Origin of the sequence: Rhodohalobacter sp. 8-1 (assembly GCF_038150125.1) — a bacterium.
In the GTDB taxonomy this organism is placed as follows: Bacteria; Bacteroidota; Rhodothermia; order Balneolales; family Balneolaceae; genus SW132.
This window is the reverse complement of sequence record NZ_JBBVMF010000015.1, coordinates 60,177-80,666: the sequence shown is the minus strand read 5'-3', so window position 1 is coordinate 80,666 and position 20,490 is coordinate 60,177. Positions and strand designations below refer to the sequence as shown.

General features: G+C 44.0%; 16 protein-coding genes and 1 riboswitch. Of the genes, 10 read left to right on the top strand and 6 right to left on the bottom strand.

What is annotated here, in order from left to right; all coding sequences use genetic code 11:
* Positions 1–171: 171 nt before the first annotated feature.
* Positions 172–1,308 carry a Fic family protein gene (locus tag AABW11_RS14260; RefSeq protein ID WP_340105795.1) on the top strand — a complete coding sequence of 379 codons (1,137 nt, stop codon included), beginning with the start codon at positions 172–174 and terminating at the stop codon, positions 1,306–1,308.
* 533 nt (positions 1,309–1,841) lie between these two features.
* On the opposite strand, the gene AABW11_RS14255 is transcribed toward AABW11_RS14260, so the two are convergent.
* A complete protein-coding gene (locus tag AABW11_RS14255; protein ID WP_340105794.1) occupies positions 1,842–3,767 on the bottom strand; it encodes a histidine kinase dimerization/phosphoacceptor domain -containing protein in 1,926 nt (641 codons plus the stop codon).
* A gap of 533 nt (positions 3,768–4,300) precedes the next feature.
* On the opposite strand from AABW11_RS14255, the gene AABW11_RS14250 reads away from it, so the two are divergent.
* On the top strand, positions 4,301–4,951 hold the full coding sequence (locus AABW11_RS14250; RefSeq protein ID WP_340105793.1) for a septal ring lytic transglycosylase RlpA family protein: 651 nt from the start codon (positions 4,301–4,303) through the stop codon (positions 4,949–4,951).
* Positions 4,952–5,219: 268 nt separating this feature from the next.
* Here AABW11_RS14250 and AABW11_RS14245 read toward each other — a convergent pair whose 3' ends face one another.
* Positions 5,220–5,591, bottom strand: coding sequence for a four helix bundle protein (locus AABW11_RS14245; RefSeq protein WP_340105792.1), 372 nt, complete (start codon positions 5,589–5,591; stop codon positions 5,220–5,222).
* A 256-nt stretch (positions 5,592–5,847) separates the two neighbouring features.
* Here AABW11_RS14245 and AABW11_RS14240 point away from each other — a divergent pair, with 256 nt between their 5' ends.
* Positions 5,848–6,384: a DUF6933 domain-containing protein gene (locus AABW11_RS14240; protein ID WP_445263779.1), complete on the top strand. Its 537-nt coding sequence runs from the start codon at positions 5,848–5,850 to the stop codon at positions 6,382–6,384.
* A gap of 230 nt (positions 6,385–6,614) precedes the next feature.
* On the opposite strand, the gene proX is transcribed toward AABW11_RS14240, so the two are convergent.
* Together proX and AABW11_RS14230 are read right to left on the bottom strand one after the other, a co-directional pair.
* Positions 6,615–8,693 carry a glycine betaine/L-proline ABC transporter substrate-binding protein ProX gene (proX, locus tag AABW11_RS14235; protein ID WP_340105790.1) on the bottom strand — a complete coding sequence of 693 codons (2,079 nt, stop codon included), beginning with the start codon at positions 8,691–8,693 and terminating at the stop codon, positions 6,615–6,617.
* Positions 8,694–8,914: 221 nt separating this feature from the next.
* Positions 8,915–9,250: a ribonuclease E inhibitor RraB gene (locus AABW11_RS14230; RefSeq protein ID WP_340105789.1), complete on the bottom strand. Its 336-nt coding sequence runs from the start codon at positions 9,248–9,250 to the stop codon at positions 8,915–8,917.
* Between the two features lie 270 nt (positions 9,251–9,520).
* Between AABW11_RS14230 and AABW11_RS14225 the strand changes: the two genes are divergently transcribed.
* The 6 genes from AABW11_RS14225 (at position 9,521) to AABW11_RS14200 (ending at position 16,326) form a co-directional block, all read left to right on the top strand.
* Positions 9,521–10,645 (top strand): HNH endonuclease domain-containing protein, encoded by a 1,125-nt coding sequence (locus AABW11_RS14225; protein WP_340105788.1) that lies wholly within the window; start codon positions 9,521–9,523, stop codon positions 10,643–10,645.
* A 15-nt stretch (positions 10,646–10,660) separates the two neighbouring features.
* On the top strand, positions 10,661–11,032 hold the full coding sequence (locus AABW11_RS14220; protein WP_340105787.1) for an HIT family protein: 372 nt from the start codon (positions 10,661–10,663) through the stop codon (positions 11,030–11,032).
* 24 nt (positions 11,033–11,056) lie between these two features.
* Complete coding sequence (locus tag AABW11_RS14215) at positions 11,057–14,158, top strand: DEAD/DEAH box helicase (protein WP_340105786.1); 3,102 nt, start codon at positions 11,057–11,059, stop codon at positions 14,156–14,158.
* A 5-nt stretch (positions 14,159–14,163) separates the two neighbouring features.
* Entirely contained in the window at positions 14,164–14,409 is a 246-nt protein-coding gene (locus tag AABW11_RS14210) for a hypothetical protein (RefSeq protein WP_340105785.1), read from the top strand.
* Between the two features lie 871 nt (positions 14,410–15,280).
* Complete coding sequence (locus tag AABW11_RS14205; RefSeq protein WP_340105784.1) at positions 15,281–15,517, top strand: DUF433 domain-containing protein; 237 nt, start codon at positions 15,281–15,283, stop codon at positions 15,515–15,517.
* A 151-nt stretch (positions 15,518–15,668) separates the two neighbouring features.
* Positions 15,669–15,785, top strand: a riboswitch (SAM-I-IV-variant riboswitch).
* Between the two features lie 124 nt (positions 15,786–15,909).
* Positions 15,910–16,326, top strand: coding sequence for a hypothetical protein (locus AABW11_RS14200; protein ID WP_340105783.1), 417 nt, complete (start codon positions 15,910–15,912; stop codon positions 16,324–16,326).
* Positions 16,327–17,020: 694 nt separating this feature from the next.
* Here the strand turns inward: AABW11_RS14200 and AABW11_RS14195 are convergent.
* Both AABW11_RS14195 and AABW11_RS14190 read right to left on the bottom strand, forming a co-directional pair.
* Complete coding sequence (locus AABW11_RS14195; RefSeq protein WP_340105782.1) at positions 17,021–17,158, bottom strand: hypothetical protein; 138 nt, start codon at positions 17,156–17,158, stop codon at positions 17,021–17,023.
* A gap of 551 nt (positions 17,159–17,709) precedes the next feature.
* Entirely contained in the window at positions 17,710–18,897 is a 1,188-nt protein-coding gene (locus AABW11_RS14190; RefSeq protein WP_340105781.1) for an ATP-binding protein, read from the bottom strand.
* A gap of 807 nt (positions 18,898–19,704) precedes the next feature.
* Here AABW11_RS14190 and AABW11_RS14185 point away from each other — a divergent pair.
* Positions 19,705–19,941: a DUF433 domain-containing protein gene (locus tag AABW11_RS14185; protein WP_340105780.1), complete on the top strand. Its 237-nt coding sequence runs from the start codon at positions 19,705–19,707 to the stop codon at positions 19,939–19,941.
* Positions 19,942–20,490 lie beyond the last annotated feature (549 nt).

Sequence of the window (20,490 nt, the reverse complement as noted above, 5' to 3'; positions counted from 1 at the left end):
GCGATGACGGTTGTGAGATTATGATTTGTATCAGCGTTTATAAAAAGTACATGGATTTTAAGGCCGCATCACCCCCAAACATTAATTATTTGCATTTTTAATGTTTACTATTCTAAATTCCATTACTTTAAGGCCGGAATACTACCCATACATTAATAATATTGAGTTTTAATGCCCGATAAATCCCTTTACCCTATCAATCCCGATCGAACCCAGCCGTGGAATGATCTGCCGGATCTGCCCATTGCCCCGGAACTCTACCGGGATGTGGAGATCTACGAGCAGCTTGGCCAGGCAAAGGAGGCGCTGGCGCTGCTAACCGGACGAAGTATCGCCATTCCAAACCCGGCGATGCTGATCAACTCCATCACCCTGCAGGAGGCGAAGGTATCCAGTGAGATTGAAAATGTGTTCACTACCGATGATGAGCTCTACAAGGCGGTGAGCGACTCCGCAAACGATCACGAAGCTTCTCCATCCACAAAAGAGGTGCTACGCTATCGGGAAGCATTATGGGACGGTCATCACTACCTGAAAGAGAACGGGACCTTCGACCGCGACTATTTTATCCGTCTCTACCGCATTATCCAGGAGAGCGGAGATGGGATACGTCCCCCGTTTGCACGGACTTTCATCCGCATGGGCGGCACGGGACCGAATGCGGGAAAGCCGGCCTTTACGCCTCCCCGCGGAAAAGATGTGGTAGAGGCCAAGCTGGATAACCTTGTCGATTTCCTGAATAGCCCCGAATCAGAGCCGGCAGATCCGCTGCTGAAAATGTGCATTGCCCACTACCAGTTTGAGGTGATCCACCCGTTTCGCGACGGCAACGGGCGTGTGGGGCGCATCATGAATATTCATATTGTCACACAAAACTCCCAGCTTGATCTTCCAATTCTCTATTTGAGCCGGTACATCCTGGAACACAAACAGGAGTATTATGAGTACCTGGCCGGGATCTCACGAGCAGGCCACTGGAAGACATGGATCCTGTTTATGCTGAACGCTGTGGAGTGGACCTCCCGGCTCACGTTGCGTAAAGTCAACGATATCATCGAAAACCGGGAGGAGATTCTGCAGGTCATACGCGACCAGACCAACATCCGCCGCCCCGAAGACCTGGCCGAGGCGATCTTTACACAACCCTACACCAAAGTAACCCACCTGACTGACCGCGGCCTCTACGCTGAAAATACCGCGCGTAACTATCTGAATGAGCTGGCCGATCTGCAGGTGCTGAATAAGAAAGAGATCAAAGGACGGCACTACTATATTAACCCGGCATTGACCGAGATTTTGGCGTATTGATGCTCGGTGCATGAAACTGAGGACCTTCAAGCGTGCGTAGCTCCTTGCAGCGTCCGCTTTAAAGGCCTGAGATACGTCGTTGATTCGTTTATTAGAAAATTCGGGAAATATGAAAAATGGGATTCGCTATCTGAATTGGTATTCATCATCACCAATTCAACATTCGTTATTCCATGTTCGATATTTGTTATTCTATTCCGAACACTGGCAAATCGCATTGCAGTGCGAATATGGGAGATCGCGGATCAGGGTCCGCGATGACGATATGACGATAGGTTAATGAACTTACAAGACGTGTTGGGTCTCGATGACGGTATTAAGTTTCTAAACCTAATCAACGCGTCATGCCACACCATGATGCGGTATCTCCCATTCCTGCCTGAACTGTGAATTCTGACAATGGATAACTCTTCCGCAGTGCAAAAATGTGAGATCGCGGGTCCGAGCCCGCGATGACGGTCGTAGGTTAGGTTAATGAGCATTAATATAACGTCGTCTCGGGTCAGGCGACCCGAGCTACAAGGCGGCCCGAGTTACGTAAACTGACCATCAGAACTCCCTTTTCCATTAGTCTTGGCAAACACGAGGGAAATCATGGCTCTATCGGTTTTATTATCTATGGTGTAGGTACCGCCAAACTGGTTCAGCAAAGAGCGAAATAGCTGTAGCCCGATGTCGTCTGCGTCATCGTCTGACTCAGTAAGTGTAAAACAAGACTTACCGGATGTCTGAATCTTAAGCGTCACATTGCCCCTGTTTTCTGAAAGATTAATTGACACCGGATGCTCGTCATCGTTAATAGAGCCATAAATCAGCTGGTTGATGGCCAGGGCAAACGGTATGGCCTGGTTGATATTCAGATCCACCCGCGTTGCATCAATGTCGATATCAAGCCGATCTTTCCCCGCGGACCCTGATGATACCGCAATCGACACAAGATCCTTCAGAAGGTCACCAAACGGCACTCGTGAAAAAGAGTCACTTTGATACAGGTTTTCATGGACCAGCGCAAGGGATTTAATCCGCGTTAATACCGATTGAATCGATGTAAGTTCTACCTCAGAATCAAGAGTACTCATTTCAAGCTGCATGATGCCGGATATCATAGCAAGATTGTTTTTTACGCGGTGATGAATCTCTGCAAGCATCATCTCTTTTTCCAGGAGTGACTCCCTGATTTTCTTCTCTGTCTCTTTTTGCCGGGTGATGTTCTGCAATATCCCCGATACTTTCACAACCGCGCCCAGCTCATTCCGCACCGCCTCACCCCGCTCTATCACGTGAATGGTGTCTCCACTCTTCGTCATGCAGCGATGTTCAAAGGGATCCATCGTCCCGCCTCCAACAACCTTCGCTACAGCCTTTTCAACAATGCACCTGTCCTCTTCCGGCACCATGGTCAAAAACTCGGCTACAGATGGCGTGTATGTTTCATGAGAAGTTCCAATCATGTTATGCATCTCTTTAGACCAGACAAGCCGGTCGTCCTGCGGATACCACTCCCAATGCCCGATGTCCGCAATACGCTGGGCCGTTTGCAGAACTTTCAGCGTTTCTCGGTGAGTTTCTTCGACCTCTTTTACCTCTTGGATATTTCGCCCTGTGGCATACCACAATCTCTCTTTTTCAGAGATCACAATTTCAAACCAGAGGGACTCGCCATTCTTGCATCTCACCTGTGTTTGATGGGTAAATCGCCGGCCTGATGCGGCATCCTGCTGCGCCCACTCATTCAGCTGATCAAAAAATTCGGTGCCCGGACCCAGGGTTGCCAGGGGTTTTCCTTTGAGCTCCCCCGGCTGATATCCCAGCAGCTGATCCATTTCGGCATTGAGATCTGTAATCTGGAACAGGTCCGGGTTGATGATGAACATCAGGTCGGCCGAATTTCTCAGGAATGTGGCTTTTTTCTCAAGTTCCCTGTTCTTTTTCTTCAGGTTCAGCCGCGCCTCAACTTCTCCGGCAAGGATCTGGAGACTTTCCAGCTGGTGATCAGTGAGCTCCCGTGGCTTTCGGTCTATCACGCAGAGTGAGCCGATATTGTGGCCTCCTGATCCTTTGATATTATATCCTGCATAAAACCTGAAATTAGGATCTTTTACCACCAGCGGGGAATCCCTGAACCGGTCGTCCTCCAGGGTGTCGGGGACAATCATCCTGTGGTCGGCCTGGATGGTATGGCTGCAAAAAGCCACATCCCTTGGCAGATCAGTAATTTCAATACCAACCGATGCCTGTGTCCATTGCCGGTCGTCGGCAACCAGGTTGATCATGCTGATTGGAGAATCACAGATGCGGGCGGCAAGACGAACAAGCGAATCCAGGTCGTCATCCTTTTCGATGGGAAGCACCTGGTATGAGGAGAGCTCCCTGAGTCGTTGTTCTTCCGCTAATTCAGAAGTATTGTCTTTAAAATTGGTAACACGAGAAACGTTTTTCAGAGTCGATGAAACAGCCAAGATACGTTGAATAGGTTCGGTTCATAAATGCATTACGGCGAGATTTATTCGCAGCCGAAAGCGAGACCTAAAGCATTGCGTGTCATGTTTATCGGGAAAATTGACGCTGTGCTTAACAAAGATAGGAGTATTTTTTTGTATTTGCTCTGTCAAAATCGGACGTCACATTAGCACTAACCCAGGACCTGACAGCATGCGCCAGCTTCTGTCAGCGTCCGGCTTTAAGGTTGAAAAAAGGTCCTGACAGAGTGTGCCAGCCCTTGCAAGAGTCCGGTTTAGAATATCGAACACTGAATAACCAACACCGAATGTCTAAGTGCGTTTCCTTCATCATTCGATATTCATTATTCAGTGTTCATTATTTCCTCCTTTGACATTCGTTATTCATCTGCTCATCATTCGACATTCACCGCCTTCGATATTCGTCATTCAATATTCAGTGTTCGATATTCAATATTCGTTATTCATGATTCGATATTCGATATTTCAATATTTTGTAATCTACACGTTAGTTCTCACGTAAAATTCCGCTCATGAAACAGAAACTATTACTCGTTCTACTTCCCGCCATATTCATCTTGGTTGTTGCCGGCTGTTACGAACATCCCAAACAAGAAAAAATAGAGCAAGGGGATGTTATCCAGACCGGAAAGGCGAGCTGGTACGGGCCGGGATTTCACGGGCGCCTCACCTCCAGCCGTGAACGGTATGACCAGGACAAACTGACGGCCGCACACAGAACGCTCCCTTTTGACACCATCGTGGAGGTGGTTAATAAAGAGAATAACGAGACGGTTGAGGTGCGCATCAACGACCGGGGTCCGTATGCGGGCAACCGAATCATTGACCTCTCTCGAGCAGCGGCCGATGAGATTGGCATGATCGACGAGGGAGTGGCCGAGGTGGAATTGATTCTTGTTGAGGCGGGCGGACCGATGCCTGAAGATATAAACCAGCGGACGTACACCATTCAGCTCGGAGAGTATAACCTGGAATCGTACGCCGCTCAGTTTGCCGACGAGGTGGGAGACGGCGTTCGTGTAGAGCAGCGATTTCCGCGCGGCAACGACCAGCCCGTCTATATGATCTACTACGGCAGCTACACCTCCATGAGCAGCGCCAGAGAAGATCTCGAAGACCTGCGCGACCGCGGATTTGACGGCTTTGTTCGAAGAACAAACTGAGGACAAATATCGAATAATGAATAATGAACGGTTTAAAATATCGAATAACGAATAACAAACGCCGAATATCGAAGGCTTAGAATATCGAATCCGTCGAAGGCCGGACAAGTAATGAATAACCAACGCCGAATGTCGAACAGTTCGACATTCGATATTCAATATTCATCTGTTCGTTATTCCCTTCCTCCTTCATCATTCGTTATTCATTATTCAGTATTCAGTATTCAGTATTCGATATTCCCCGTCTTCGACATTCGTTATTCATTATTCAATGTTCATTATTCTTTTTGGCGGTTTGAATGCTTTTTACAAAAATTGCAATCAGCTCGTTAACTTCATTGAGGGTATTGATGATCTGGTTTGCATCCTTCAGAAACCCCTTCTTCCGCATGATCTTCATATTTATCCTTGTCTCGCGCAGCTCCTTCAACATTATGCTGATTTTATGAATAAAATCTTTTCGTGATTCCGCACTCTGCGCCTCACCATACACCAAAGCCGGCGACGTTCCTGACCGAATGGTTTGTCCCGATAAATATCTGCCGGCATCTGTTCGCGGAAGTGCTTCTGCAATATCAATTGACTGCGCAGCAAATTCGATCAAACGGTCTTCTAAGTCATAATTTTCTCTCTTCATCATACTCTCCATTGATAAGTTGTCTCCGCTTCTGTTTCAATAGTATGATCAAATTTTCGCATTTCACTTACAAAAATCTTTCAAAGATCGAATCCGTCGAAGGCCGGACAAGTAATGAATAACCAACGCCGAATGTCGAACAGTTCGACATTCGATATTCAATATTCATCTGTTCGATATTCGATATTCCCCGGTGTTCGGCATTCGACATTCATCTGTTCAATATTCAGCGTTTGTTACAATTTCCTTACCTTCCGGCATGATCTTTATACGCTGCACCCAAAAACTATTGAAACGAATGAACGGTACGGATCCCCTGCCCGAATCTCAAGAAGAACCCACTTCAGACGGACGGCTGGGCGAGTGGTATGCCAACGTGAAATCTCTGCCGTTCCGGGGAAAATCGGTGGTGATCTTTTTTAATGTAAACACCTACATCACGATCCTTGTGCCGGGCAACGGAACCCGGAAGATGCTGCCGGAATTTGTTGAGCGAACCGGCCGCCTGCTGCAATGGCTGGATGTTCCGCAACCCCTCATTGATGAAGAGATGGACGCGATGCAGGAGATCCGCCTGCTCAAAACCGACAGCCGAAGTATCCTGGGAAGCATGAATGATGTCGCTCATCATCTTGATGCTTATGTTGATTACCACAGACTTTCATCCGCGGAACAGATGGATTGGGATCGCCAGGAAAGAATTCTTACTGAACATATTTTTGGCGCGATTAACAAACGCAGGTCTGAGGGCGTCACCTATCCAAAACATTTGGTGAAGAAGATTTTTGAGATTTAATGGCAAAAACTGAGGACCTGTCAGCGTGCGCCAGCTCCTGTCCCGAGGGATCACTTTGTGGCCAGCGTCCGGGTTTTCGGACTCACCCCTTGATCCCCTCTCTACTCGCTCGGCTCGCAAAGAGGGGAAACGCGTTAAATGAATCAAGCCACAATTTGGGCGTCATACCGCACTCTGATGCGGTATCTCCAATTCTTGACCGAACGATGAATCCTGCCAGTGGCAAAATCTTAATTCCCGAACCATCGATTTTTTATCTGCTGATATTCACCGTTTTCCAGCAAGTTTAAATACCCCAGGTTGATCTCTTTTCGGAGTTCACTGCCCCTGGGAAGGGCAAAGCCATAGTACTGTTGCTGAAAAAGCTGTCCCGTAACCATCACCTCTCCATACCCTTCTCCGGAAGCAAAATGCTGTAGAACGGGAGCATCATACACTATAGCGTCCGTTTTTCCATCTATAAGTGCCTCGGCCGCTTCGCGCACCGTGGGGTAGGTTGAAGGGCGTATTCCGTTCTCCGTCAAATAATAGTCAGCAGCGCTGTTGCTCACGGTCGCCACTTTATGTCCATAAAGATCTTCCACATTTTGAATGTTACTTTCTATTTCCTGCAGCGTAATCGTACTCGTTACGGTTGCTGTGAAGTAGGAAAATGCAAAGTAGCCTGCAAATATCCATATCAGCCCGAAAATACGGCCGGGAATTCCCTTTGGGGTTTTATCACCGTAGCCAACCGTGGTCACCGTAACCGCCGCCCACCATATGGACACCCCGAGACCGTTCCAGTAGCTGTTGGGAAAGTCACCGCCATTGTTTTTCTCGGAAAACCAGATAATGTGGGCGGAGATAAGAAGAATTCCGAAAAAGAAAATAAAAATGAACATGACCTCTTTTGAAAAAATAATGCCGAGTATAGCAATTGGAATGGTGCTGATGCTGCTCTCCTTCTGCGGAATCATAATCTGCAGACCGGTTTCGTAGTACGAGTGCGAAAACTCCAGCATCTCTTCACGGGATGACGTAATTCCCAACGCCGCCGTAGCAACATCCGCCTCCCCGCGTTTTACATCATCCAGCATTTTTGCAATGCTGTTCACACTGTATATGGAATACTCGAGGCCAATCTCTTCAGCAATCGCATCAAACACGTCGATGCTAAATCCGCTATATTTACGATCTTGATAGACAACGAGCGGTTCTACCTGCTGCGTTACAACCCGAATGTGGCGTTTACCATCGGCTGAAGAGTCGCCACCGGCAAAGGGTGACCCGCCGGACCCGTTCATCTCTCCAAAAGGATCTTCAAATCCCGCCATCGCAAGCCGACTGCGCAAATCCGCTTTGTGGTTGTTTATCCACACCCGGGCGTGTTCCCGAATGTCCTGCAGGCTTCCGTCACCTTCCGCCATCGCCGCGTTCTGCTGCTGGATATCTTGAAGAGAGATCCGCAGCTGCTCAAACAGCGCCCTGAGATCGGGATACTCCCTTAGAAAATCGCGGTTTGCCACTACACGGATGTCATTCAGATCATACCCAAGCGTAATGGGGTTTCGGGCGGCGCCCTCAAGATCGTTGATCTGCTGCCTTCCGCCAGCTGGCGGAACATGAAGCCAGAGAACCTCGCTGCCCGGCGATATTTCCCCAAGCGTCCAGTTTGGGGTCCACGTATAGAGCAGGAGCGGCTCTCCATTTTTGAGTCCTTCAATTGCGTTGCCGGCCATAGGGTTGTAATCGCCATATATCTGCTCCGTCGTTTCCTGCAGCCCCAGCTGTTCCAGATGATCGTTGATACGCGCATGACAGCTCCAGTCGATATTACACCCAATAAGGTCGGCTTTACCGTTTCCGTCACGATCGAAATGCTCCGCAATTTCAGGGTCCCGCAGCTGAGCAAGCGACTCTATCCCCAACGAATCCGCCGATTTGGCATCTACCAAATAGCCCTGAAGTGCTCCCTGCTCCACTTCATACCCAACCGGTTCAATCTTGTTGTACAGACCGCGCCGGCTGATCAACGGATCATGAAGTGGAAACCAGCCATTGACCCAAAAGTCGACCTCACCGGACGCTGCTGCACTATAGAATTCTTCTGCCGTCATTGTTTGTGCGGGAGCAACATCGTATCCCATCTCCCCGGCAAGCAGGCGAAAGACCTCGGCCTGAAACCATCCGGTATCCCACGTAGCCCGGGCCACCTGCAGCTCTTCCTCCTGGTTAACCTGATCCTGGGCATGAACCCCGGCCAGAAAACCGGATATTAAAATGATTGCTAAGGATTCAACTATCACTTTCCAATACGTCAGGGGCATATCTGTCTATATCTTTATTTTAGAGCGGCTCTAAAATAGTTGATATTATTGGGATTACACAGAAGAGTCGGTAAGGTGGGCGTTGAGAGGACTGATTTTCATGATGTTTTCCTTTTGTTTTAATATCGAATCATGAATATTGAACAAGGGAATATCGAATAACGAATCATGAACGCCGAATTCGAACAGTTCGACATTCGATATTGAATATTCAGTGTTCGTTATTCGGTTTCAATCCTTGTTTCCCACCCGTCGTACGTTACTTCAAACCGGTTGGCGATGTCGTTGAAATAGGTCCAGAGATTGTTCATCGTTTCCATCGTCGGGCGCATCCACTTTTCGGCGATGAGCAGATAGTCGGGTGCATCGCCGCATGACGTACCGCAGTATTCAATTCTCATCCCCAGTTCCTGCAGATGATGTGCAAGGCGGTAGATATTTTCTTCCGAGTCGGAATAGAACCAGAACGTTGTAGGACGCTCGGCGTCTGGATCAGCATCCAATTGTTCAATAATCTCCTGAATCTCTTTGTTCATTTTTGATATGATCGGGTCCATTGGCTTCTCCTGATTTTTTAGAATATCGAACACCCAATATTTAACGCCGAATGTCGAAAGCTTCGCTATTCGAAATTCAGTGTTCGATATTCAACTGTCTCTTTTCTGTATGAGCGAAAAACCGCCAATGCCTTACAGTTTTTATCAAAGATGGTAGATTCTAACAGTTTACGATCGGTGTTTCTTTTTTGATCTGGATTGGTATCTTGGGGCAAGCGTGATTTAGTACTAATCAGCCGGTCAGATATTCCGGCAACTATCATCCAGGCTTTGAATACGCAGATTCTTACAGCTATTCTTTCTAAAGACAGCAAGGACTCAACCTACAAGTATGCTCTGTTGCGTGCGATGGTTCAGTGTGTGACGGACCAAAACCCTCATAAAGGGAAAGCTGAAAATAACTGGATTTCGTATCCTTTTGGGCTTCTGATTTATTACTGGATCCTCTACTATTATCCGATATTTTCCTCTGATATTTTTATTCCTCAAAAGAATGGTGAAAGTCCGGAACTTAGAAGAGGTACCACGATCGCCTTCCGCCGTGAATTCAATTCCGTGATTGAATTTTATAAGGATAAAGGCGGTCTTCCCCAGTTTCGGTTTGATCTGATTCACGTAGGATTACCTGAAACGGTACAAAGAAAAGTAATTGTTCTACTCAGAGAGATTCAGAAAACTATCAAAAAAATGCCCATGAAGCATCTGGGTTTCTATGAGTTTGGAAAGCATTACAGCCTGGTGAATTTCAACACTGAAACCATCAAAACACCCTCCTATTACGGATTGATTCAAGAGGCTGGTCAATTTTATATTCTTCCTGAACTCCATCAGCTTTTAGATGAAATCGGCCCTCTGATTATTGGACAGGATTCAATTATTGATGGCTGGGCAGAGTTTACAGCACAGGCTTCACGACGGGTTGAAGGAGTTGACCCGATACCGAAGGAAAAAATATTGACTGTGCTGACAAAAGCCGTACAGGTACCACGGGATATTACCCAGGTGAAGAAAATTCTCAGAGGTACGGAAAGCGACAGTATCCGTTGTATCTGGACAGGCGTTCGATTGTCAAACAGATATCATATTGATCACGCGGTACCGTTTAGTCTGTGGCAGAATAATAATCTGTGGAATTTGGTTCCGGTAAAATCCTCGATTAACCTGAGTAAAAGTGACCGGATACCCTCCCCGAAACTGATTCATGAAAGCTCGGACAGGATTAAAGAAGTTTGGAAGCTTTATTCCGGAAAGTTCGGCAAACAGTTTGAACAGGAGATTTATGAAGGGCTCGGCACCGGGCTTGATAATAATATGGACGATGCGATTCATGCATTGATGAACAAAAGTGAATACCTGATCGAAAAACGTGGATTTCAGAAATTTGAACCGAAGTAAACCGAAAATCGCCAGATGAGTTTAACCGTATTTTCAGAGATACCGGAATCCGACTGGCGCCACAGCAGCCGACATTTTTTTATTATGCCTGACAAATACCCGGTAAGCAGCGGCCACCTACTGATTATTTCAAAAGAGCACCGCCGTGATTTTTTTGAACTGATTGATGAAGAGAAAAAAGAACTGCCGGAACTGATTACCACGGCAAAAAAACTGATTGAAAAAGAACACAATCCAACCGGCTACAACATTGGGATGAACTGCGGTGCCTCAGCAGGACAAACGGTCTTTCATTTCCACTGTCATGTTATTCCAAGGTATGATGGAGATATGGATGATCCGCGTGGTGGCGTGAGGCATTCGATCGAGGGAAAGGGGTATTATTGACAACTATATTTTTACTAGAAAAGCATGATTAAAGAATTTCTTCAAGAAGGTTTATACGACGAATTACTATCCAAAAAGAAAAAAGAACTTCTGAAAAGTGAGATATTTGACAAGCAATTAGAGGAGGTTGACCCTGCAGAGTTTTCAACATATGCTGCAATTTATCTTGAACGGTTTCTCAGAATTACGCTTGACAATTTTAAAGAGAAAGAACGTATTGAAAAAGGCTTAGAGCTGTGCAATTCGTTCATAAAACAACTAGGAGAAATCAATAAGAATTTTGATGAAAGTGATTTTGCTACAGAAGAAATTCTTCTATCTGTACTAAATCGGGAAGGCAATAGTATCAGAAAAGCCAGTGATTTAAACCACCCTGGGATTCCACTCTCCCAATCTGCACTACTTGTTAATGCCCGTGATGAATATAGAATTGGATTCGAATTAAAGAAGGAATTAAAAAGTGCAGACCGTATCGATTTTATCTGTTCGTTTATCAAATGGTCTGGTTTAAGATTACTCAAAGAGGAGATAAGGAAATGCATAGATCAGGAAGTTGAAGTTCGAGTCATAACAACTGTATACATGGGAGCAAGTGATAAAAAGGCAATTGATGAACTCCAAGAAATGGGGGCTAAAGTAAAAGTCTCATATGATACTAGACGAACAAGGCTTCATGCAAAAGCTTGGTTGTTTCATAGAGATACGGGATACAGCACCGCATATGTAGGTTCATCAAATCTTTCTGCAAGCGCCCAGACAGATGGACTAGAATGGAATGTTCGAATTTCAAATATTGAATCACCACACTTGATTCAGAAATTTGAAGCTTCTTTTGAAAGCTACTGGAACAGTGAAGAATTCAAGACTTATAATGGAAGCGAAAAAGAAAAGAAAGTCCTTAGCGAGGCGTTAAATCAAGAGAATACGGTAAATTTTGATCAAACCTTTTTTGATATAAAACCTTATTCATTCCAACAAGAGATTTTAGAGAAGCTTGAATTGGAACGACTGGTTAAAGAGAACAAGAAGAATTTAGTTGTAGCAGCAACAGGTACTGGAAAAACTGTTATTTCCGCCTTTGATTATAAGAACTTCACAAATGAATTTGATGGTGAGCCTAAATTACTTTTTGTTGCTCATCGAAAAGAAATATTAAAGCAGAGTCTTCAAACATTTCGTCAAGTTTTAAAAGAGTCGAATTTCGGTGAACTTTTGGTGGATGGGTTTATGCCTAATGGTTGGAATCATGTTTTTGCATCTATTCAATCACTTCATTCCGGGGAATTTAAATTCAAACCGAATCACTTCGACGCGGTAATAATTGATGAGTTTCATCATGCTGAAGCAAGTACTTATCGAAGGCTCTTGGACTATATTGAACCTCAATATTTGTTGGGATTAACTGCTACACCAGAACGGACCGATGGCAGAAATGTCATGGACTTCTTTGATGGTAAGGCAACTGCTGAGTTAAGAGTTTGGGATGCAATTGAAAAAGGGTTGCTTTCACCTTTTCAATATTTTGGTGTTCATGATAACACAGATTTGTCAAACGTAAACTGGGTTCGAGGAAGGTATGATCAAAAGGAACTAGAAGAACTGTACACAAGTTCAGACGACCGTATTGCCTTCATTGAAAAAGAGCTAAATGACAAAGTTAAGAATCCACTTGAAATGAAAGCTTTAGGGTTTTGTGTGGGAGTTCAACACGCAGAATATATGGCCAATAAGTTCAATGCAATGGGAATTCCAAGTATTCATTTATCAGGAAATTCGGATCGAAGTATTCGGGATTCAGCAATTTCTGAACTTAGAAAAGGAAAAGTTAACGCTGTTTTTACTGTCGACTTATTTAATGAAGGAGTTGATATCCCCGAAGTTGATACCATTTTATTTTTACGACCAACTGAAAGCTCTATACTTTTCACCCAACAGCTTGGAAGAGGTCTCAGGTTGTCTGAAGGAAAAGAATGTTTAACTGTACTTGATTTTATAGGCTACTCAAATAAGAAATTCAGCTACTCTAAAAAGTTTAGTTCCCTGGTAAATGTTCATGGCAGAAAACTTGAACGACATGTTAAAAATGAATTCCCTGTACTTCCAACTGGATGTGCGATAGAATTGGATAAGGTTTCTCAGGAGATTGTTTTGAATAATATTAAAGATTCTATTGCGTCAAACAGACCACAAATCCTTTCACTTTACAATAATGTAGATAGGCCAAATTCATTACTGCAGTTTTTCGACAAAACAGAACTTCATTTAGAAGATTTCTATAAAAATAATCTTTATTTCACACAACTTAAAAGAGATGCAGGAATCCTTAAAACTGAACAAACAGATGAAGAAAAATCATTTGGCCGTTCTATTATCCGAAGCATTCACCTTGATAGTGTTTCAAGATTAAAGTGGAGCATTAATTTCTTTTCTTTCTCAGAAGCTCCATCAATTAATAATCTGACTGACAAAGAATTATCATTTCTAAAAATGTGGGCGGCTAATTTCGGTGAAAGAGAAGATATAAGTCGACTTGAAAAATTAATTCACAAATTTTGGTCTTACCCTGAATTAGTCCAAGAGTATCAGGAATTAATGGAGTGCCTATTAAATGAAGTAACTCATAAAACAAGGTTCTGGGAAAACCCCAATAATATTCACTTAGAGTTACACTCTAGATACGGTCGTGGTGAAATTATGGCTGCTTTCAATGATATTCGAAAAGGAAAATTATATCTACCAAGGGAAGGAGTTTACTATCACAAAGAAACGAAATGTAATCTGCTTTTCGTGACATTAAATAAAAGTGAGAAAGAGTACTCACCATCTACAATGTATCGCGATTATGCAATTTCAGATACTTTGTTTCACTGGCAAACTCAAAGTAATACTAAACCAACCACCAAAAAGGGCATTCGCCATTTAGAACATAGAGAAAAGGGAATTACACCACTACTATTCATTAGAAATCAAAGACGTGACGAAAGGAGAGAAACTGAACCATACTTTTTTGTAGGTCCAGTAAGTTTAAAAAAATGGGAAGGTTCTCAGCCTATGGACATTGTGTGGAAAGTGGAAGAGCCACTTCCAGCAGATATTTATAAAGCTACTGCTGTTAACAAAAATTGAAAGTTATGAATCAAATCGATCAAACCAATTGTGAGTATTTAACCGCTAATAAAACAATTGAAACAATACAAATTTCAAGCGATGAATACGAATTAGTTGTTCGTGTTTTTAACTACAAAGGAGTTTCATTCAGAGTATTTAATTCGGTACTAAGTTTTGAAGGGTTTTGGAAAGGATTGAATGATGGAGATTATCATTTTAATTCGGAAAAAGAATTAGATCACTGGTTAAGAACATTCACAATCAATTGATTCCTTACCGACTATCAAATGTTCATCCTCCCCTCTTCTAAAGGAGCCTGGCCGGTTCGGAAAAACTGGATTGGAGGCATCAGAAATTTGTAGGGATTTAGTGATTAGTTGATTTGGTGTTTAGTGGATTAGGGAATTTGGTGGTTGGTAAATTAGGTGAATAGTGGAATTGGAAGTTTTCAAACAGTGGAACAGCCACTCCCCTATTTATGAATTTGTTAGGCCCCGGAAACCGCTGGTATCCATCAACTCAAAAATAAGTCAAAATGGCAGTCGGGAAGAGTTCGGAAGCTACTCTGTGATCGCCTGATCGCTCCGTATCAAGTCCGGACCATCTCCATACCAAGTCCGTACCAAGTCCAAGAAATTTTGGACTGGGTGTGGCGTTGGTTAGGCGATGAACGGGGTGGAAATGGCGGGTAGTTTTGGGGGGTGGGGTTTCTGTCAATTTGGCAAATTTGGGTGAGGGAGGGTTTGGGTGATGGAGTGAGGGAGAGATGGGGAGATGGGGAGATGGATGAATTGTGGAACTGTTGAACTGTGGAATTGTGCCGTTGAACTTTTGAGTATTGCACTTACGCGCAATGTTGAATTGTGGAACTGGTGAACTGTTTGTCACGATTCTGAGTGCAGACAAAATCAAATCATTCAGAGACTCCATTATAAGATACGGCAGGCTTTACTTGTTGCTGGCACTGTCAACCGGATGGGCGAACCGATCATAAACCTGCGGATCAAAAATATTGACGGTAACCATTTCTGATATCGGAATTCCGGTCTGAAAGCCATTTTTATTCAGAAACTTCCTTCAGTTTTCTTTTTTCCTGAATCGGATGTAATTTGATACATAATTTTAGTCTATCTCATGATCATGAAATCTGAAAAATTGCTTCAAAGAGTAACATTTGATCAGTCAGTATTAACCGGAAAACCAATCATTCGCGGAATGAGAATATCCGTTGAAATGATTCTCGATCTGTTGGCAAAAGGAGCCACCGTACAGGAAATATTAGAGGATTACCCTGAACTTGAAACGGACGATATTCGTGCTGCTTTGCTATATGCCAAACGATTGGTTAGCGGAGAAGAAATCGTAGATATGGTGTAGCTGTGAGGTTTTTAGGTGAAGTGGTAAATTATGGAACTGGTGAATTGTTGAACTGTCGAACTGTTTATTTGATGCTACTCTTTTATAAGTATAGGTCTCTCTACATTTTCTAATTTGTCCTGTTCTGGCAAACCCCCTACTTTTATTTATCAAACAACATCAAGAAATCCATCGGAACTTCCGGCGGATTGCCAACCGACCTTCCCGGGCACGGTGGTTCAGCGATGTGGAACTGGCTGCATTCAGCCATTCAAACCACGGGGCCCATCTCAGGCACATGATCTTGGTGTAACAATCAAACCCGGCACATAACCTTTGTTACACATGCAGCCATTCAATGACAATGACAACGCCATCAGCGGTATCAGCTATAAAGAATCACACTTATCTTCGTGAATAATCCGGGTAAGCAGCTTCAGGAAAGTTTCGCAGGCAATGCAGCAAGAACCCTGGGCTACTTCCATAAATGCATGATCACAGAGCTTAAGGACGTCCGTCACGGGATGATTATCCTGGAGATATCCTACCCTGACGACACCGAACTCGAACGGGTGGACCGCGTGGCAGCCCTGCAGTACCTCTTCGCAGAACCCATGGCGCCGGATTTCTGGGAGATCACCTTTGTCCACATGGTCGAGTATCACACAACCGGTCCCGGCGGATACATGGGCATGTGCGGTAACATCTTTTACGACCAGGGACGAGGATACGTTGAGGGGGAGAGCAGTTTCGCACGTCACTACTTTACCGATCGGCTATACGATACGGGTGACCTTTATGAGATTTTATGTGAAACTGAAATTGATTGAGGGAGAGATGGAGTGAGGGAGTGAATGAGGGAGTGATGGAGAGAACAAGACCTGCAAGAGTGCGAACGCAGTGAGCTCCTGGCAGAGTCTTGTGCTTGTTGTGAAGGAGTGAGGGAGTGAGGGAGAGCCGGTTGAATTGTGGAATTGTGAAATTGTTGAACTGTGGAACTGAAACGGGGCTTGATTCTAATCTATTCGTTATTTTCTGCGGCGCGGTGGTAAGCCTGGTTCTATTTCTGTGTTTTGTGCGCCGCGCTCTTCTTAACCAGTCCCCTTGTCATCTCGACTAAGCGAATAAAATGAGCGCGCGGAGAGATCTCCTGGTTATCGGTATGAGTTTTGAAAAGACTTTGTTTAAAATGGATCCCAGCACAGGGAGATATCTCGGTGCATTCTCCGCCAGCCGGCGGATCTTTTACTCAATATGACAAAGGAGAATTATTATGACGGGCGGCGTATCTGACTCTGATTTTTTGCACGAATTCGTCTTACGCCGCCTGTTTAAATGACTATCGCGGCGCCGTGGGGAATCCGGTTCTATTTCCGTCTCTTGCGCGCTGTGTTCTACCCTGCGGGCTCCTTGTCACACCGGGCGCAGCCGAGCGGTCTGTCCGCCAACCGGCTGATCTCCATGCGATTGGCGGGAATTTTGGAGAGGCTTTGTTTAAAATGGATCGTGGAATTGTTGAACTGGTTAACTGACAAACTGTTGAACTGTTGAACTGTTTTCTTTAAGCCGATCAACATCAGGCATCACTTCCAGCCACGCTAACTCTCCCATCGAGCCGCCGGTCTTAAAAAAATTGATAAATAAGTATTCATGTGCTGTCATGAAGGCTATTTATAAACTGCTTTTACTTTGCTTTGATTATATATTATATAACACTAGACTATCATCACTTATACAATAAAAATCTCATTTGTCCGTGTGGGGGAAATGCCTGTATATTAATTGGAGTTGCCAAAAACAAAAGCCTCTCTCGATAGCAGCTGTTCAAAACTCTTGCCTCTCTCCCACCCTGACAGCATCTTTAATCGCTGAAATAGATCTACACTGTCGAACTGTGACATCGTGGAACTGGTGAATTATTTTCTGCGGCGCTGTGGAGGATTCAGTTCGATGTCTGTGTCTTGTGCGCCGTGCTCTGCCCTCACCGTGATTTTGTTATCTCGACCGCAGGCCGCGTTTTTTAGCCGAAACGGAGTTCATCTTTTCCACCGCGATTACGATTATAGGCAGAAGTCTTGAAAAACAGTTATTCAAGATGACTATAATCACAGAAAGATATCTTCTACTCAGCTTCACAATTCAACAATCCCACAGACTACTCTCGATTTTCAATGATATCTGATTTGTCAGTCACATTTTTCCTGCATTACGCATCAATCAATCAGGGACTCCCCTTCGCCACTCCAATTCTCCAAAAACTTTTCTATCCCCACTACATCAATGTGTTCATGCACTGGGTAGCGGTCACTGCCGGGCGTAATTATAGCGTTTCGGGTGGTTTGATTGTCTTCGATGACGTTGTGGAATCCTTTTGATGGTTTAGGCGATTGGTTGAGCTTAATATCGATACACATCAGTGGTTTTTCATCTTTTACCACAACCAGGTCAGCTTCCGCTCCCTGGTGCGTGCGGTAAAAATAAAAGGAGTACGTATCGGGTGCGGTTGCAAGGATTTGTTGCAAAACGAATCCCTCCCATGACCCTCCTGCAGCAGGATGAGCGCGAAGAGATTCCTCACTGTCGATATTAAGCAGTGCATGAAGAACTCCCGTATCCCTTATGTAGACCTTTGGCGATTTAACCAGCCTTTTTTTTACATTCCGATGCCAGGGCTGTAATCTGCGAATTATATATGCGTATTCAAGATAATCGAGATACTTTGAGATGGTGGGTGATGACACACCTACGGATCGTGCCAGGTTCTCCTGGTTCAAAAGCTGACCGTTTTGGTGAGCCAGCATTTTCAGAAAGTTCTTTAGCTTTCCGAGATCTGTATTCAATCCAAGCATCGGAAGGTCACGTTCGATTAGCGTGCGAATGTAATCCTGAAGCCAGCGTTGCCGGTAGGATTTTTTGTCAGTCAAAAATGCTTCAGGAAAACCTCCCTGGATCCAAAGCCGGGGAATATCATATTGAGCCGATATTTCCGGCCACGTGAAAGGCGTTAATTCTTCATAGGTGATCCGGCCCGCCAAGGATTCCGAGGATTCCCGAATTAAGACAGGTGATGCAGATCCCAGAAGCAAAAATCTACCGGGTCGTCGGTCGCGATCAATGACAGACCGAAGAATGGAAAATAAGTCGGGTCTTCGCTGTATTTCATCAATAATGATCAGGTGGTCATCAAATCGCTCAAAAAAGAGTTCCGGATCTGCAAGCTTTCCTTCATCCCGGGGAGATTCAAGATCGAGATGCAGCGTCTTGCCATAAAATTCTTTGGCAATATGTTTTGCTAAGGTGGTTTTCCCAACCTGTCGAGCACCTGTCAGAGCTACGACCGGAAAGTTTTCCAGAAGCTCAATGATCGCATTTTTCTTTGATCTTTGAATTGTGTCCTTCATGAAAAACCCAGTTTTTGATTTTGAATTTCATGGTTAATTTAAATTAGTTCCATGAATATTTAAAATACAATTTTGGATTTTCATGGTTAAGGTGATGGATGAATTGTGGAACTGTCGAATTGTTTTATTTAAGCTGATAAACATCAGGCACTGCCTCTGGCCACACTAACTCTCCCATAGAGCCGTCGGTCTTAAAAAAATTGATAAATAAGTATTCATGTGCTGTCATGAAGGCTATTTATTGACTGCTTTTACTTTGCTTTGATTATATATTATATAATATTAGACTATCATCACTTATACAATAAAAATCTCATTTGTCCGTGTGGGGTAAATGCCTGTATATTAGTAGGAGTTGTTATGAAACATAAGCCCTTCTTTTAAGCAATACTTCATTTTCTACCTTCCTCCTTTGCCCTACCAAGTTTCTATTCGCTGATAAAACTATGCTGTGGATTTGTTGAACTGTGGAACTGTGGAACTGTGCCGTTGAACTTTTGAGTATTATACTTACGTGCAATGTTGAATTGTGGAACTGTCGAACTGTTTGTCGCGATTCTGAGTGCAGGCAAAATCAAATTATTCAGAGACTCCATTATAAGATACGGCATGCTTTAATTGTTGCTGGTACTGTCATAGGGATGGGCAAACCGATCATATACCTGCGGATCAAAAATATTGACGGTCACAATTTCTGATATCGGTATTCCTGTCTGAAAATCATGTATATCCAGAAACTTGTTTAGGTTTTCATTTTTTCCCGAATCGAATGTAATTTGATATATAATTTTAGTCTATCTCAAGATCATGAAATCTGAAAAATTGCTTCAAAGAATAACATTTGATCAGTCAGTATTAACCGGAAAACCAACCATTCGCGGAATGAGAATATCCGTTGAAATGATTCTAGATCTGTTGGCAAAAGGAGCTTCCGTACAGGAAATATTAGAGGATTACCCTGAACTTGAAACGAATGATATTCGTGCTGCTTTGCTATATGCCAAACGATTGGTTAGCGGAGAGGAAATCGTAGATATGGTATAGCTGTGAAGTTTTTATTGGATGTAAATGCGAGCGGTTCTGTAGCAGAGTTCTTATTAGAGAAAGGGTATAATGTTAGGATGTTGTAGGTATGATGGAGTGAGAGAGTGACGGAGAGAAAGAGGAAAAGTGGAATCGTCGAATCGTGGACCTGTAGAATTGTTTGTGGGCCTGGATAGACTTTGGACATCAACGATTCCATTTTTGAATAGCACTATTGCTTGGATTTTCAATTTGCGGGCAGTGGATCGGAGAGATTGGTTCAAATTAAAATCCGGTATAGCAGAATAGGATGCAATATTACCTATCTTAAATGCACTGTTAATGGCATACCAAAATCTACTATTCAACTATTACCCTATCATTACATGTACATTGTAAATTACGTTTGGTCAAGTGGGTCAAATAGCTGTACGTTGTAGGAGTTGTTTCAAACAAAGCCCGTTTTTTGAGCAATACGTCATTTTCTATCCTCCTCCTTTGCCTACCAAGTTTCTATTCGCTGATTAAACCATGCTGTGGAATTGTTGAACTGGTGAATTGTTTAACTGT